The sequence below is a fragment of the Yersinia sp. KBS0713 genome (assembly GCF_005937895.2).
GTDB classification, from domain to species: Bacteria; Pseudomonadota; Gammaproteobacteria; order Enterobacterales; family Enterobacteriaceae; genus Yersinia; species Yersinia bercovieri.
Genome location: NZ_CP042173.1, coordinates 3,136,597 through 3,151,142, shown reverse-complemented (window position 1 = coordinate 3,151,142; position 14,546 = coordinate 3,136,597). Strand labels below are relative to the sequence as shown.

Sequence of the window (14,546 nt, the reverse complement as noted above, 5' to 3'; positions counted from 1 at the left end):
GTAAATTCACGCGGCTGACGGTTTAGTCGGACTCTTTCTCTGAAATATAGGGATCTGGGTAACCCAGGCTCTGCATGATTTCAGTCTCAATCGACTCCATCTCTTCTGCTTCATCGTCAACGATGTGGTCATACCCTAGCAGATGGAGACTGCCGTGAACAACCATATGCGCCCAATGAGCAAATAGTGCTTTCTCTTGTTCGACAGCTTCTTGCTCAACAACCTGACGACAGATGATTAAATCACCCAATAGTGGCAGTTCAATTTCAGGCGGGGCCTCAAACGGAAAAGAGAGCACATTGGTCGATTTATCTTTGCCACGATAGGTCAGATTCAACTGATGACTTTCTGCTTCATCCACCAGGCGGATGGTGACTTCCGAGACCTCTTGAAACTGAGGTAGCACGGCTTCCAGCCACTGCTGAAAATCGGCTTCTGTGGGTAAACCCTGGCTATTGGCGCAGGCAATTTGTAAATCGAGTATCACTTGGCTCACGGAGCCTCCTGCTCAGACGGGGTATGATTTTCCCGCTTACGTTGTTCGGCAATGGCATCTTTGCGTTTTTGTTCCGCAGCTTCCCAGGCTTCATAGGCGATAACCACTTGTGCGACCACTGGGTGGCGCACCACATCTTCGCTATGGAAGAAGTTAAAGCTCAGCTCTTCTACCCCAGACAGCACCTCAATGGCGTGGCTTAAGCCCGATTTCTGGTGGCGCGGTAAGTCAGTTTGCGTGATATCACCAGTAATCACCGCTTTGGAGTTGAAGCCCATACGGGTCAGGAACATTTTCATCTGTTCGATGGTGGTGTTCTGGCTCTCATCTAAAATGATGAATGCATCATTCAGAGTACGACCCCGCATATAGGCCAGCGGCGCGACTTCAATTACGTTACGTTCAATCAATTTCTCAACCCGCTCGAAGCCCAGCATTTCAAACAGGGCGTCATACAGTGGGCGCAGATAAGGGTCCACTTTCTGGCTCAGGTCACCGGGTAAGAAGCCCAGCTTTTCGCCCGCTTCAACTGCCGGTCGGGTCAGCAAGATACGCCGCACATTCTGGCGCTCCAGTGCATCGACCGCTGCGGCAACCGCCAGATAGGTTTTGCCGGTACCGGCTGGGCCAATGCCGAAGGTGATATCGTGATCGAGAATATTGGCAATGTACTGCGCCTGATTGGGTGTGCGCGGTTTGACCATCCCACGTTTAGTGCGGATATTCACCGCCTTGCCGTAATCCGGCACACTTTCGGCGGTTTGCTCCAGCACGCGGCTCTCTTTCACCGCGAGGTGGATACCTTCTGGCGAGATATCTGGGATAACCCCCCGAATCGGGGCGGTATCAACATACAGATGGCGCAGGATATCTGCCGCGGCAACCACGCAGATACTCTTACCGACTAACTTAAAGCGATTATCACGCCGATTAATTTCGATCCCTAATCGGCGCTCCAACTGCTTAATGTTGTCATCAAAAGGGCCGCATAAACTCAGCAGGCGCTGATTATCGGCGGGTTCCAGCAAGATCTCTTGTGTCACTACGTGCAAACTGTTTCTCTGAGTCACTGCGTTCCTCTGGGTATATCATTTATCGATATAACGTCAATCATACATGTCATTTGGGAATTATTCATGGTACACGACGCAGACGCAAGTTTGCGGCTTTCCGTGCCTATTCAAATAGCGGTTGCTGGGTGGTGCAACTTAAAAAGTCTGAATCTGCGCAGCCTCACACCAAAATAAAATAGGCACTGACAATGCAGCGCCTACTGATGCGAGTTAACTCGCATAATTGGGGATCAGGGCGTTCACTATCAGGGTTGATACTGCACCACGCCAATCTCATTCTCTTTGCGTGTGCGTGCAATAACCGATTGCGGTGACTCATGAACTCGCAGATCCATCTGCTGTTCGGTACGCCGCAAGATACCGCGCAGTGAGCTGGCATAAACGTCAATAATTTCTACATCAACGAATTGACCGATCATGCTCGGTGTCCCCTCAAAATTCACCACCCGATTATTTTCAGTGCGACCGGCCAGCTCCATGGCATTTTTACGGGAGGGGCCTTCCACCAGAATGCGCTGCACAGTGCCAATCATCTCGCGGCTGATCTCCATCGCCTGTTGAGTGATGCGCTGTTGCAGAATATGTAGCCGCTGTTTTTTCTCCTCTTCCGACACATCATCTGGCAGATCTGCCGCTGGTGTACCGGGGCGCGAAGAGTAAATAAAGCTGTAACTGGTATCAAAACGGATATCCGCCACCAGTTTCATGGTTTGCTCAAAATCTTGCTGAGTTTCACCGGGGAAACCGATAATAAAATCAGAACTAATTTGGATGCCGGGTCGCGCCTGACGCAGTTTGCGGATGATAGCTTTGTACTCCAGCGCAGTATGGGCGCGTTTCATCATGGTCAAAATACGGTCAGAACCACTCTGTACGGGCAGATGCAGGAAGCTCACTAGCTCTGGGGTATCACGGTAAACATCAATGATATCGTCAGTAAATTCAATCGGGTGGCTGGTGGTAAAGCGCACGCGATCAATGCCGTCTATGGCAGCAACCAGGCGTAATAGCTCGGCAAAACTACAGATATCACCATCATAGGTGGCGCCACGATAGGCATTCACATTCTGGCCGAGCAGATTGACTTCCCGCACACCCTGAGCTGCTAACTGCGCGATTTCAAAAAGAATATCGTCACTTGGGCGGCTGACCTCCTCGCCACGGGTGTATGGCACCACGCAGAAAGTGCAGTACTTATTACAGCCCTCCATGATAGAGACAAAGGCGGTCGGGCCTTCGGCGCGAGGCTCTGGCAGGCGGTCAAATTTTTCAATTTCAGGGAAGCTGATATCCACCACTGAGCTGTGGCTACCCTGGACGTGGTTAATCATCTCTGGCAGGCGATGCAGGGTTTGTGGCCCGAAAATAATATCGACGCAGGGCGCGCGCTGGCGCAGATGCTCCCCCTCCTGTGACGCTACACAACCGCCAACACCAATGATCAGTTCGGGATTTTTCTCTTTTAGTAATTTCCAGTGCCCCAGCAGACTGAAGACCTTCTCTTGGGCTTTTTCGCGAATTGAGCAGGTATTCAGCAGCAGTAAATCGGCCTCTTCGGGAGTCTCTGTTAAGAGGTAACCATGGGTGCTGGCCAGCAAATCAGCCATTTTAGATGAATCATACTCATTCATCTGGCAGCCCCAGGTTTTGATGTGCAGTTTTTTAGTCATTAGATTATTCATCATAAAAATCACATCGCGTGGCATTTTGTGCAGTGTCTGCAAGCGAGAGTGGTGCCCCGCAATTGAGTCGTGGTTAGCATAAAGGCTCAGTCGTTAAAGGATATTGTAGTCATTTGCCGGTGCGATGACCACCGCATAACGGCTTACTTATTCTGATGCAGGGTGAAAAATCCGGTACACTCATGACAAACAGAATACTTGCCTATGCAAGTACGATTTTAACTTTTAAAGCACAACTAAAATGAATAAATCGCAACCAAATTATGATGTTGTGGTCGTCGGTGGCGGCATGGTAGGTGCAGCTGCGGCGTTAGGGCTGGCACAAACTGGCTGGTCAGTGGCGCTATTGGAGCATGAGGCACCGGCTCCGTTTGATGCCAATAGCGTGCCGGATTTACGGGTTTCCGCCATTGGTTGTACCTCGGTGGCATTGCTCAAGCAGCTCGGAGTCTGGTCAAGGGTGCAACAGATGCGCTATGCCCCCTATCGTCGGCTGGAGACCTGGGAGCAGCCTGGCTCGCAAGTTATCTTTGATGCAGCATCACTCTCGTTACCTGAACTGGGTTTTATGGTTGAAAACCGAGTTTTGCAGTTAGCACTGTGGCAACAGATGGCAGAGTGCCACAATTTGACGTTGCTGTGCCCGTCACGGCTGCAAACTATGGTCAGAGTAGATGACTACTGGAAAATCACGTTAGATGCACAGCAAGAGATACAGGGCCATTTAGTGATAGGCGCTGATGGTGCCAACTCTCTGGTGCGCCGTTTAGTGGGTATTGGCACCAGTGGTTGGCAATATCGCCACTCCTGTATGCTGATTACGGTAGAGACCGATACCCCTCAGCAAGAGACCACCTGGCAGCAGTTCTCCCCCTCTGGCCCTCGTGCTTTCCTGCCGCTGTTTGATCGCTGGGGATCGTTGGTCTGGTATGACAGCCCACAACGTATTCGCCAGCTTCAGGCGATGCCGATGGTGCAATTGAATCAGGAGATAGCGGCAGCCTTCCCATCCCGCTTGGGGGCTGTTAAGGCGATCGCCGCTGGCTCTTTCCCGCTGGTTCGTCGTCATGCGCAGCACTATGTACAGCCGGGGTTAGCCTTGCTAGGAGATGCCGCCCATACCATCAATCCGCTAGCCGGGCAGGGGGTTAATCTGGGGTATCGAGATGTTGATGCGCTGCTTAATGTGTTGAATCAGGCCCGTGAAGTGGCGGAACCTTGGCATAGTGAACAGGTATTACTGCGTTACCAGCGCCGCCGACGTACCGATAATCTGATTATGCAAAGTGGTATGGATCTGTTTTACACCGCCTTTAGCAATGATCTACCGCCAGTGAAGTTTGTACGTAATTTAGCGCTGATGGCGGCTCAACGCGCGGGCAAACTGAAGGAACATGCATTGAAGTATGCATTGGGGTTGTAGGGCGACTGATTTCGGTTGTTAAAGTTTCACCGCTCACCGCTTGGGATAGCGTCGTTGAGGCTTGTCTGCAACCTAATAATTTTGGTTCTCTCTTTTGACGTTGAGCGCAAGATTACGGGGGGCGGGTCACTGCTCTATGGCCCGGCTCAGTTATACCGCAAGGATAAGGGGGGAAATCTAAAACGCAAAAAGCCCGCCGAAGCGAGCTTTTCTAAATTTGGCTGGGGTACGAGGATTCGAACCTCGGAATGCTGGAATCAGAATCCAGTGCCTTACCGCTTGGCGATACCCCAAAAGATGGTGGCTACGACGGGAATCGAACCTGTGACCCCAGCATTATGAGTGCTGTGCTCTAACCAGCTGAGCTACGTAGCCATCCTAAAATCTTTATTCTTAAGAAATTGTATGGCTGGGATACCAGGATTCGAACCTGGGAATGCCAGGATCAAAACCTGGTGCCTTACCGCTTGGCGATATCCCAACTGAAATACAAATCTTTTTGTTACACCACAACCTTGCTGTCTACAACTCACCATCAAAAGAGATGGCTGGGATACCAGGATTCGAACCTGGGAATGCCAGGATCAAAACCTGGTGCCTTACCGCTTGGCGATATCCCATCCGCTGTGACAAACCGATGAACGAATAATGGTGCGGGAGGCGAGACTTGAACTCGCACACCTTGCGGCGCTAGAACCTAAATCTAGTGCGTCTACCAATTTCGCCACTCCCGCAAAAAGATGGTGGCTACGACGGGAATCGAACCTGTGACCCCAGCATTATGAGTGCTGTGCTCTAACCAGCTGAGCTACGTAGCCATCTTTTTTCGCATTACCTTCATCGGCGTTGCGGGGCGCATTATGCGTATATGGCCGAATTGCGTCAACTAATTTTTTCCCGAAAAAGGGCTGAAAGGGTTCGTTTGTTTGGCTTGTGAACAGTCTGGTGATTAAATGAACGAAAATGGTAATTAATTATTGAATTTGCCAGCAAAAGGGGTCATTGGCGAGATTCTGAGTATTTGACCGCAGACGGTTTATCCCACATAAAAAAACAAGGCCGCCAAAGGCGACCTCAGACTGCTGACAAACCCCGATGACGCGATCTGGAATGGAGAGGACGGGTAGACGAGTAAAGCGTCCGCGCCAGGGATGGCGCGGCTCGAGCCTCCAGGGAAGGATTTACGGCGTCTTTACGATCTAGCTGTTCTCTCCGCAACCAGCACTTTGTCAATAACCTCAGGCCGCCAAAGGCGACCTTGCTAGCAGTAATGTTGAGACGGATAGATTGATTATCCGTAATTTAATTCAGTTATTTATAAGCGTCCTGATGGACACCTACCGCGCGACCTGATGGGTCATCCATATTTTTGAATGATTCATCCCATTCGATAGCTTTAGCTGATGAACACGCCACTGACGGGCCGCCAGGAACACACTCAGCCGCACTTGGCAGCGGGAACAGCTCTTCAAAAATTTCGCGATACAGATAACCCTCTTTTGACGATGGCGTGTTGTACGGGAAACGGAAGTGAGCAGTTTCCATCTGTTGATCAGTGACTTGCTCAGCGGCTTTCTCTTTTAATGTGTCAATCCAGCTATACCCCACGCCATCGGAGAATTGCTCTTTCTGACGCCATGCAACGCTGTGTGGCAAATAGGATTCGAAACATTCACGCAGGACATGTTTTTCCATTTTGCCATTGCCGCACATTTTGTCCTGCGGGTTGATACGCATCGCAACATCGAGGAAGTTCTTATCCAGGAAGGGCACTCGGGCTTCAACGCCCCAGGCGGACATCGCTTTATTGGCGCGGGCGCAGTCAAACATATGCAGGGCCAGCAACTTACGCACGGTCTCTTCATGCAACTCTTTGGCGTTTGGCGCTTTGTGGAAATAGAGGTAACCACCAAATACTTCGTCAGAACCTTCGCCAGACAGCACCATTTTAATGCCCATCGCCTTGATTTTACGGGACATCAGATACATTGGTGTCGAGGCGCGGATCGTGGTGACGTCATAGGTTTCAATGTGATAAATCACATCACGAATTGCATCCAGACCTTCTTGCACGGTGAAATGAATTTCATGGTGCACAGTGCCTAAGTGGTTAGCGACTTCTTTCGCTGCACGCAAATCCGGTGAGCCAATCAAACCCACGGCGAAAGAGTGCAGTTGTGGCCACCAGGCTTCACTGCGTTCATCATCTTCGACTCGACGGGCAGCAAATTTTTTGGTGATAGCCGAGATAACGGAGGAGTCCAAGCCACCAGATAGCAGCACGCCATAAGGGACGTCAGACATCAGGTGACTTTTTACCGCGTCCTCTAATGCGTTAGCCAGTTGTACTTTATCGGTAACATTATTTTTTACGTTATCGAAATCAAACCAGTCGCGATGATAATATTCGCGGATTTCGCCATCCTGGCTCCACAGATAGCTGCCCGCCGGGAACTCTTTGATGGTGCGGCAAACTGGAACCAGTGCTTTCATTTCAGAGGCGACATACATGTTGCCGTGTTCGTCGTGGCCCATATATAGCGGGATAATCCCCAGATGGTCACGGCCAATCAGGTAAGCGTCTTTTTCGGTATCGTATAAGACGAAAGCGAACATACCTTGCAGATCATCAAGGAATTCAGGCCCTTTCTCCTGATACAGCGCCAAAATAACTTCACAGTCTGAGCCAGTTTGGAATGCGTATCGGTCACCATATTGCTGACGCAATGCCTGATGGTTATAGATCTCACCGTTGACCGCCAGAATATGGGTGCGCGCCTCATTAAGCAGAGGTTGGGCGCCGGTATTAACGTCAACAATGGATAGACGTTCGTGAGCGAGAATTGCTTTATCATTTGCCCACACACCAGACCAGTCCGGTCCACGGTGGCGCATTAAACGAGACATTTCCAGCGCTTTTTTGCGCAGTTCAATGGGGTCGGTTTTAAGGTCGAGGACCCCGAAAATAGAACACATAATAATCTCCCTAACTTCTCTGCTTTGGCGGTGATGATGTTGAATTTGAGTCGTTCATCGCTGGAACTGTTGTGCGCACAGTTGCTTGTGATTGATGCAAGCTATGCCCCATGACGATGCAGTCATCCGAATAATATTAAGCTGTATGTCCTAAATAGATGCAAAAAACACGCCAATTTACTCTGCTACTGTTTTAGCGCAATAGCTGGCACGGCGGCGGTGTATACAAAGAAAATGCGCTAAAACAGGGAGGAATGGCAAGAAACTTTGGTGCATTGCACTAAAAAAGGGAGTGAGAGGCAAAAGGGCGTGGCGGCTATCGCCGCCAGCAGGGATTAGATAATATCGATTTCGGCAACAGAAGGGTAAACGTAACTCGGGCGGAATGGCATGGCTTCGATATCTGGCAAGGTTGAAACACCTGACAGGACTAAAATCGTCTCAAGACCCGCCTGGAAACCCGCCAGAATATCAGTGCGCAAGTTATCACCCACAATAACGGTGCTTTCTGAATGCGCTTGCATTTTATTCAGTGCGGCGCGGATGATCCACGGGCTAGGTTTACCAACATAAAATGGCTTGCGACCAGAGATCTTCTCAATCGGGGCGCAGAGCGCACCACAGGCTGGCGCGAAGCCGTGGCCGTGGCTATCTGGGTTGGTGGCAATAAAGCGTGCGCCATTGGCGACAAAATAGGCGGCTTTATGCATCATATCCCAGTTATAAGAGCGAGTTTCACCGACAATCACAAAATCTGGATTGATGTCCGTGATGGTAAAGCCCGCTTTATACAATTCGTGAACTAATGCGCCTTCGCCAACGACATAGGCTTTTTTACCATCCTGACGGCGCAGGAAATCAGCAGTGGCCATGGCTGAGGTGTAAAACGCACTTTCCGGCACATCAAGCCCTGCGGTGATAAAACGGTTAGCCAGGTCTTGTGCGGTTTGTGATGGGTAGTTGGTTAGGATAACTAGTGGCATTCCGGCATTTTGTACGCGAGCCAAAAAATCATTGGCCCCGGCTATCGCTTTATTGTCATGCAGCAACACACCATCGATATCACATATAACGCTTTTAATTGTCATTGTTTAACTTACTCTTTTAGCGCGGTAATGAGTCACTATAACATGGCCGATTAGGGGATCGACCATGCAACTTCCTTATCAGCGGGTTAGTTTTCTAACAAGCGCTGCAACAAGACACCATTCAACATGGCGCGCTTCGCCAGAGCAAAAGCACCGATTGCGGATTGATGGTCAAGTTGCGAGGTGACTATCGGTAGATTGTGGCGGAAGTTTTTCAGCACTTGCGTGTTAATACAGCCCTGAATGGCAGGAAGCAGAATTTTGTCGGCTTCGATGATTTCACCAGCAATCACGACTTTTTGCGGATTAAATAGGTTGATGGCGATAGAGATGGCTTTGCCCAGATAGCGACCCACATGCTCAATCACTTCACTGGCCAGTAAATCACCCCGATTAGCCGCTTTGCAAATAGCACCAATATGACAATCATCCAGTGTTAACTTGCTTGGATAGCCCTGTGTGAGCAGGTGACGCACACGGTTTTCAATTGCCGCATTGGAGGCGACGGTTTCCAGACAACCAAAGTTGCCGCAATAACAGCGCTCACCCAGGGGGTCTATCTGGATATGGCCGATCTCCCCCACGTTGCCGTTGCTGCCTAAGAAGATCTGGCTGTTGACGATAATCCCAGCTCCGGTTCCTCGGTGCAGGCGAACCAATATGGAGTCTTCGCAGTCGCGGGTTGCACCAAAATAGTGCTCGGCCAGTGCCAGGCTGCGAATGTCATGACCCACAAAGCTGGTGACATTGAACCGTTTTTGCAGATTTTCGACTAACGGCCAGTTGCTGACACTGATATGGGGCATATAGCGCACGATGCCTTTGCTTGGCTCGACTAGCCCAGGGAGGATGACGGCAATGGCGATCAGTTCACGTAATTTGCGCTGATAAGCTTCAATAAACTGGCTGATGATATTGAACAGTGCATGTTCCAGTGTTTCTTGCGTGCGTTCGGGCAACGAATAGTGCTCTTCACCCAGTGACTTGCCGCTCATGTCAAACAGGGTAATGGTGGCATCATGGCGGCCAAGACGGACGGCAATGGTATGGAACTGACGGTTTTCTGTGACGATGGATATAGCGCGACGACCACCGGTGGAGGCTTGCTGATCGACCTCTTTGATCAGCCCGCGCTCCAACAGTTGGCGGGTAATTTTGGTGACACTGGCGGGGGCTAGCTGGCTGAGATCGGCAATCTGAATGCGCGAAATCGGGCCTTGCTGATCAATAAGCCGATAAACTACGGCACCATTGAGTTGCTTCACAAGATCCACATTACCAATTTGTGACTGTCCGCCGGTGCTCATCAATAAAATTACTCGCTTATTTTAAAACCTCGTTACCGTTAACGATGGTTTTAGTGATTTTATAATCGCGGGTAAAGGCAGTCAGGTTGGCTACTTTGCCGACTTCAATACTCCCTAACTGCTTATCCACGCCAATGGCGCGGGCCGCATAAAGTGTCGCCATGCGCAATGTTTCATCTAGCGCGATGCCAACATGCTCAACACTATTTCGAACCGCTTCGATCATCGTCAGTGCCGAACCGCTTAGTGTGCCATTCTCATCCACACATAAGCCATCGCGATAGTATATTGTTTTACCAGCAAAAATAAATTGATCAATTTCAGCTCCTGCCGGCGCGGTGGCATCGGTGACCAGAACCAGCTTGTCACCTTTCAGCTGTTTTGCGCTACGGATATTGGCCCAATCAACATGCAGACCATCCGCGATAACGCCAGTATAAACCTCAGGCGTATCAAAAATTGCCCCGATCAAACCTGGCTCACGCCCCGTAATGTACGGCATTGCGTTATAAAGGTGCGTCGCAAAGCGGATACCGGCGGCGAACCCTTTACGGGCCTGTTTATAGGTGGCATTTGAGTGACCCGCAGAAACTAAAATGCCCGCTTCTGTTAGCTGTTGAATATATTTTGCATCAACCATTTCTGGTGCCAGAGTGAGTTTGGTAATCACATCAGCATTGGCACAGAGATAATCAATCATTTCGGCGCTAGGTTTACGGATAAACGCCGGATTGTGGGTGCCTTTCTTCAACGGGTTAAGATACGGCCCTTCCAGATGCAGGCCCAGTGCTTGATGCTGGTTTTTTTGCAGGTATGAGCGCATGACATCAACGCCGTGCTTCATAAATTCATCACTGCAAGTAATCAGTGTTGGCAGGAAGCTGGTGCAACCTGATTTTTCATTAGCGCGCTGCATGATATCCAGCGTCTCTTCTGAGATGGCCTCAAGAGAGTCATTGAATTGCACGCCGCCGCAACCATTCAACTGAACATCAATAAAACCGGGGGCCAGAATGGCACCACCCAAATCACGTATCTCAATACCAGCCGGAAGTTCATCGACAGGACAGATACGTTCGATCAATCCATCAGCCACGACTACAGCATGATTATCCAATACTTCATGGCTGGTATAAATACGGCCGTGAGTTAAAGCGTACATCTTAGCCCCCTGATAACGATTAAAGATCTTTGATGTTTTCAGCTTCCAATTCATGGAAGTATTTTACAGTCTTAACTTTCAATTCCATAGTGGAAGGTTCGTCACACACCATGATGGCCTTGGCATGCAGTTGCAGGCAACTGATGGTCCACATGTGGTTAATGCTACCTTCAACAGCGGCTTGTAGCGCTTGAGCTTTACCGTGGCCGGTTACCAGAATCATCACCTCTTCCGCATCCAGCAATGTACCCACACCCACTGTAAGTGCATATTTAGGCACGAGATTTGCATCACCACCAAAGAAGCGTGAGTTAGCGATGCGGGTTTCTTGCGTCAGGGTTTTGATACGGGTGCGGGAAGCCAGAGAGGAGGCGGGTTCATTAAAGGCGATATGGCCGTCAACGCCGACACCACCCATAAACAGGTTGATTTTGCCGTAAGACTTAATTTTCGCTTCGTAACGACGGCACTCTTCATCGATATCCGGCGCGTTACCATTCAACAAGTTAATGTTTTCGGCAGGGATATCAACATGATCGAAGAAGTTAGTGTGCATAAAGGTGTAGTAGCTTTCCGGGTGCTCTTGCGGCAAGCCGACATACTCATCCATGTTGAACGTAACAACATTTTTGAAGCTGACTTCGCCGGCTTTATGCATCGCGACCAAGTGTTTGTAAGCTTCCATCGGTGTACCACCGGTTGGCAGACCCAAAACAAACGGGCGCTCAGCAGTTGGTTTGAACGCATTAATACGGTTAACTATATGACGTGCTGCCCATTTACCAACTTCTGTGGTGTTTTTCAGTGGGATAAGTCTCATCGTGCACCTCTTAGGATTGCTAATAGTGGCTATACTCTACGCGGTTTGAGTCATCCAGCTAAGCGTAACTCAGATTTTGACTCATGCGCTGGTACAATGCTTTGTTCATTTTTCGAATGATAAAATAAGTTTTGTATCCTGGCTAGTGTATTGATGCTTTTTCACTGGTTTTTGGTGACATTTATCACAAAATAGGGGGTTTTAATTTGCGTTACGAAATAATTTTTTTACACTCCACAATGAGTCATACATGCGGTGAATAAATAAAAGTGTGCAATGCGTTTTTCTAAAAGGTAGTGAGTAAAAAATAAATAAACTACTTAAAGGGTCCGATATCGGACGAATAGGGGGAAAAGTGAATATTCTTAGTTACTTGCAAAAAGTAGGCCGGGCTTTGATGGTCCCTGTGGCCACGCTGCCTGCGGCTGCAATATTGATGGGTGTTGGTTATTGGATCGACCCCGTTAGCTGGGGGGGTGATAATGCGCTAGCGGCATTATTTATCAAATCCGGTGCCGCGATTATCGACAACATGTCCGTGCTGTTCGCCATTGGTGTGGCTTACGGTATGTCAAAAGACAAAGATGGTGCTGCTGCACTGACCGGCTTTGTCGGCTTCCTGGTCTTAACCACGCTGTGTTCGCCAGCTGCGGTTTCGATGATTCAAAAGATCCCGGTTGATCAGGTTCCAGCAGCCTTCGGCAAAATCAACAACCAGTTTGTGGGTATCCTGGTAGGTATCATCTCCGCTGAGTTGTACAACCGCTTTAGCAGCGTTGAGTTACCAAAAGCGCTCTCCTTCTTCAGTGGCCGCCGTCTGGTTCCGATTCTGACCTCTTTCTTGATGATTGTTGTCGCTTTCATCCTGATGTACGTTTGGCCGCTGATTTATAACGCATTGGTGACCTTCGGCGAATACATCAAAGATATGGGTTCTGTGGGCGCGGGTATCTATGCCTTCTTCAACCGTTTATTGATTCCCGTCGGCCTGCATCATGCCCTGAACTCGGTGTTCTGGTTTGACGTTGCCGGTATTAACGATATTCCTAACTTCCTGGGTGGCCAACAGTCTATCGACGCCGGTAAAGCGGTAGTGGGTATCACTGGTCGTTATCAGGCCGGTTTCTTCCCAATCATGATGTTTGGTTTACCGGGTGCGGCATTGGCGATTTATCACTGCGCACGTCCGGAAAATAGAGCGAAAGTGGCAGGTATCATGCTGGCGGGGGCGTTTGCCGCCTTCTTCACCGGTATCACTGAACCACTTGAGTTCTCCTTCATGTTCGTTGCACCAGTGCTGTACTTCATCCACGCCGTGCTGACCGGCATCTCCGTGTTCATCGCTGCGAGTATGCATTGGATCGCGGGCTTTGGTTTCAGCGCCGGTTTGGTGGATATGGTGCTCTCATCCCGTAACCCGCTGGCGACACACTGGTACATGCTGATCCCACAAGGTTTGGTGTTCTTCGCCATTTACTACGTGGTGTTCCGTTTCACTATCCAGAAATTCAACTTGCTGACACCAGGCCGTGAACTGGCGGTTGAGGGTAGCGAGGAGGATGGTTATGACGTGAATATAAATAACACGCCTGCGGTTAACGAAAGTGAAATCAATGGCCTGGCTCGTCGCTATATCGGTGCTATTGGTGGTTCAGATAACCTGACTGGCATCGACGCCTGTATTACTCGCCTGCGTTTGAACGTGAAAGACTCTGCATTGGTTAATGACAATGTGGCGAAGCGTTTAGGGGCGTCAGGTGTGATTCGTCTGAATAAGCAGAGTGTGCAAGTGATTGTCGGTACTCGTGCGGAACTGATTGCTTCAGCCATGCGTGCCGTGTTAGCGGGTGGCCCGGTTCCTGCGGCAAGCAGCACTGCTGCACCTGCTGCGGCCCAGCCTCAGGCGGTCATTAACAGCGCGAAAACCGCTTCATTAGTCTTGGTTTCGCCTATTACCGGTGAGGTGGTGGCATTGGAGCAGGTTCCTGATGAAGCCTTCGCCAGTAAAGCTGTGGGTGAGGGTGTTGCCATCCGTCCTACCGATAAAATGGTGGTTTCTCCGGCCAACGGCACCATCGTTAAAATCTTCAATACTGACCATGCCTTCTGTCTGGAGACTGAAACCGGCGCTGAAATTGTGGTTCATATCGGGATTGATACGGTGAAACTCAATGGTCAGGGCTTTGCCCGCCTGGTTGAAGAGGGTGCCACTGTGGTTGCCGGTCAGCCAGTGCTGGAGCTGGATCTGGCTTACCTGAATGCCAATGCGCGCTCAATGATTAGCCCAGTTGTGGTTAGCAATATTGATGATTACGCCGGTATCTCGCTTCTGGCAGGTGACACTGTGGTCGCCGGTCAAAGCCAATTGTTTGAGATTCGTGGCAAATAATCAGTTCACCGGGGCGCTGAACTCCTGAGCACCTGACCTAAGTTTTCATCAAAGCAGCGGGAAGAGAGCAATCTCTTCCCGTTTTTTGTTTTGTTTGCGGTAACAAACGGTTGTTTCCGGGCCGGGCTTG

Annotated in this window: 10 protein-coding genes and 6 tRNA genes; 2 read left to right on the top strand and 14 right to left on the bottom strand. The window is 49.9% G+C overall.

Annotation, left to right across the window (positions count from 1 at the left end):
• Positions 1-22: 22 nt before the first annotated feature.
• The 3 genes from ybeY to miaB form a co-directional block, all read right to left on the bottom strand.
• Entirely contained in the window at positions 23-496 is a 474-nt protein-coding gene (gene ybeY, locus FFE93_RS14975; RefSeq protein WP_032898946.1) for an rRNA maturation RNase YbeY, read from the bottom strand.
• Positions 493-1,566, bottom strand: coding sequence for a PhoH family protein (locus tag FFE93_RS14970; RefSeq protein ID WP_186367661.1), 1,074 nt, complete (start codon positions 1,564-1,566; stop codon positions 493-495). The genes ybeY and FFE93_RS14970 overlap by 4 nt, the downstream gene beginning before the upstream one ends.
• 248 nt (positions 1,567-1,814) lie before the next feature.
• Complete coding sequence (gene miaB, locus FFE93_RS14965) at positions 1,815-3,239, bottom strand: tRNA (N6-isopentenyl adenosine(37)-C2)-methylthiotransferase MiaB (RefSeq protein ID WP_032898956.1); 1,425 nt, start codon at positions 3,237-3,239, stop codon at positions 1,815-1,817.
• 253 nt (positions 3,240-3,492) lie between these two features.
• Here miaB and ubiF point away from each other — a divergent pair, with 253 nt between their 5' ends.
• A complete protein-coding gene (ubiF, locus tag FFE93_RS14960) occupies positions 3,493-4,674 on the top strand; it encodes a 3-demethoxyubiquinol 3-hydroxylase (protein WP_005279090.1) in 1,182 nt (393 codons plus the stop codon).
• Positions 4,675-4,892: 218 nt separating this feature from the next.
• Here the strand turns inward: ubiF and FFE93_RS14955 are convergent.
• The 11 genes from FFE93_RS14955 to nagB form a co-directional block, all read right to left on the bottom strand.
• Positions 4,893-4,967, bottom strand: a tRNA-Gln gene (locus FFE93_RS14955).
• Between the two features lie 5 nt (positions 4,968-4,972).
• Positions 4,973-5,049 (bottom strand) — tRNA-Met (locus FFE93_RS14950).
• 31 nt (positions 5,050-5,080) lie between these two features.
• A tRNA-Gln gene (locus tag FFE93_RS14945) sits at positions 5,081-5,155 on the bottom strand.
• Positions 5,156-5,219: 64 nt separating this feature from the next.
• Positions 5,220-5,294, bottom strand: a tRNA-Gln gene (locus FFE93_RS14940).
• A 29-nt stretch (positions 5,295-5,323) separates the two neighbouring features.
• A tRNA-Leu gene (locus FFE93_RS14935) sits at positions 5,324-5,408 on the bottom strand.
• 7 nt (positions 5,409-5,415) lie between these two features.
• Positions 5,416-5,492 (bottom strand) — tRNA-Met (locus FFE93_RS14930).
• A gap of 493 nt (positions 5,493-5,985) precedes the next feature.
• The gene (asnB, locus tag FFE93_RS14925) at positions 5,986-7,650 is read right to left on the bottom strand and encodes an asparagine synthase B (protein WP_138775391.1); all 1,665 of its coding nucleotides are present in this window, start codon (positions 7,648-7,650) and stop codon (positions 5,986-5,988) included.
• Positions 7,651-7,985: 335 nt separating this feature from the next.
• Positions 7,986-8,738 (bottom strand): HAD-IIA family hydrolase, encoded by a 753-nt coding sequence (locus FFE93_RS14920; RefSeq protein WP_005277163.1) that lies wholly within the window; start codon positions 8,736-8,738, stop codon positions 7,986-7,988.
• A gap of 86 nt (positions 8,739-8,824) precedes the next feature.
• Entirely contained in the window at positions 8,825-10,045 is a 1,221-nt protein-coding gene (locus FFE93_RS14915; protein ID WP_005277160.1) for an N-acetylglucosamine repressor, read from the bottom strand.
• Between the two features lie 16 nt (positions 10,046-10,061).
• Positions 10,062-11,207 (bottom strand): N-acetylglucosamine-6-phosphate deacetylase, encoded by a 1,146-nt coding sequence (gene nagA / locus FFE93_RS14910; protein WP_005277157.1) that lies wholly within the window; start codon positions 11,205-11,207, stop codon positions 10,062-10,064.
• 19 nt (positions 11,208-11,226) lie between these two features.
• Entirely contained in the window at positions 11,227-12,027 is an 801-nt protein-coding gene (gene nagB, locus FFE93_RS14905; RefSeq protein ID WP_005277154.1) for a glucosamine-6-phosphate deaminase, read from the bottom strand.
• A 355-nt stretch (positions 12,028-12,382) separates the two neighbouring features.
• Between nagB and nagE the strand changes: the two genes are divergently transcribed.
• Positions 12,383-14,416, top strand: coding sequence for an N-acetylglucosamine-specific PTS transporter subunit IIBC (gene nagE / locus FFE93_RS14900; protein ID WP_138775390.1), 2,034 nt, complete (start codon positions 12,383-12,385; stop codon positions 14,414-14,416).
• The last annotated feature ends 130 nt before the right edge of the window (positions 14,417-14,546 follow it).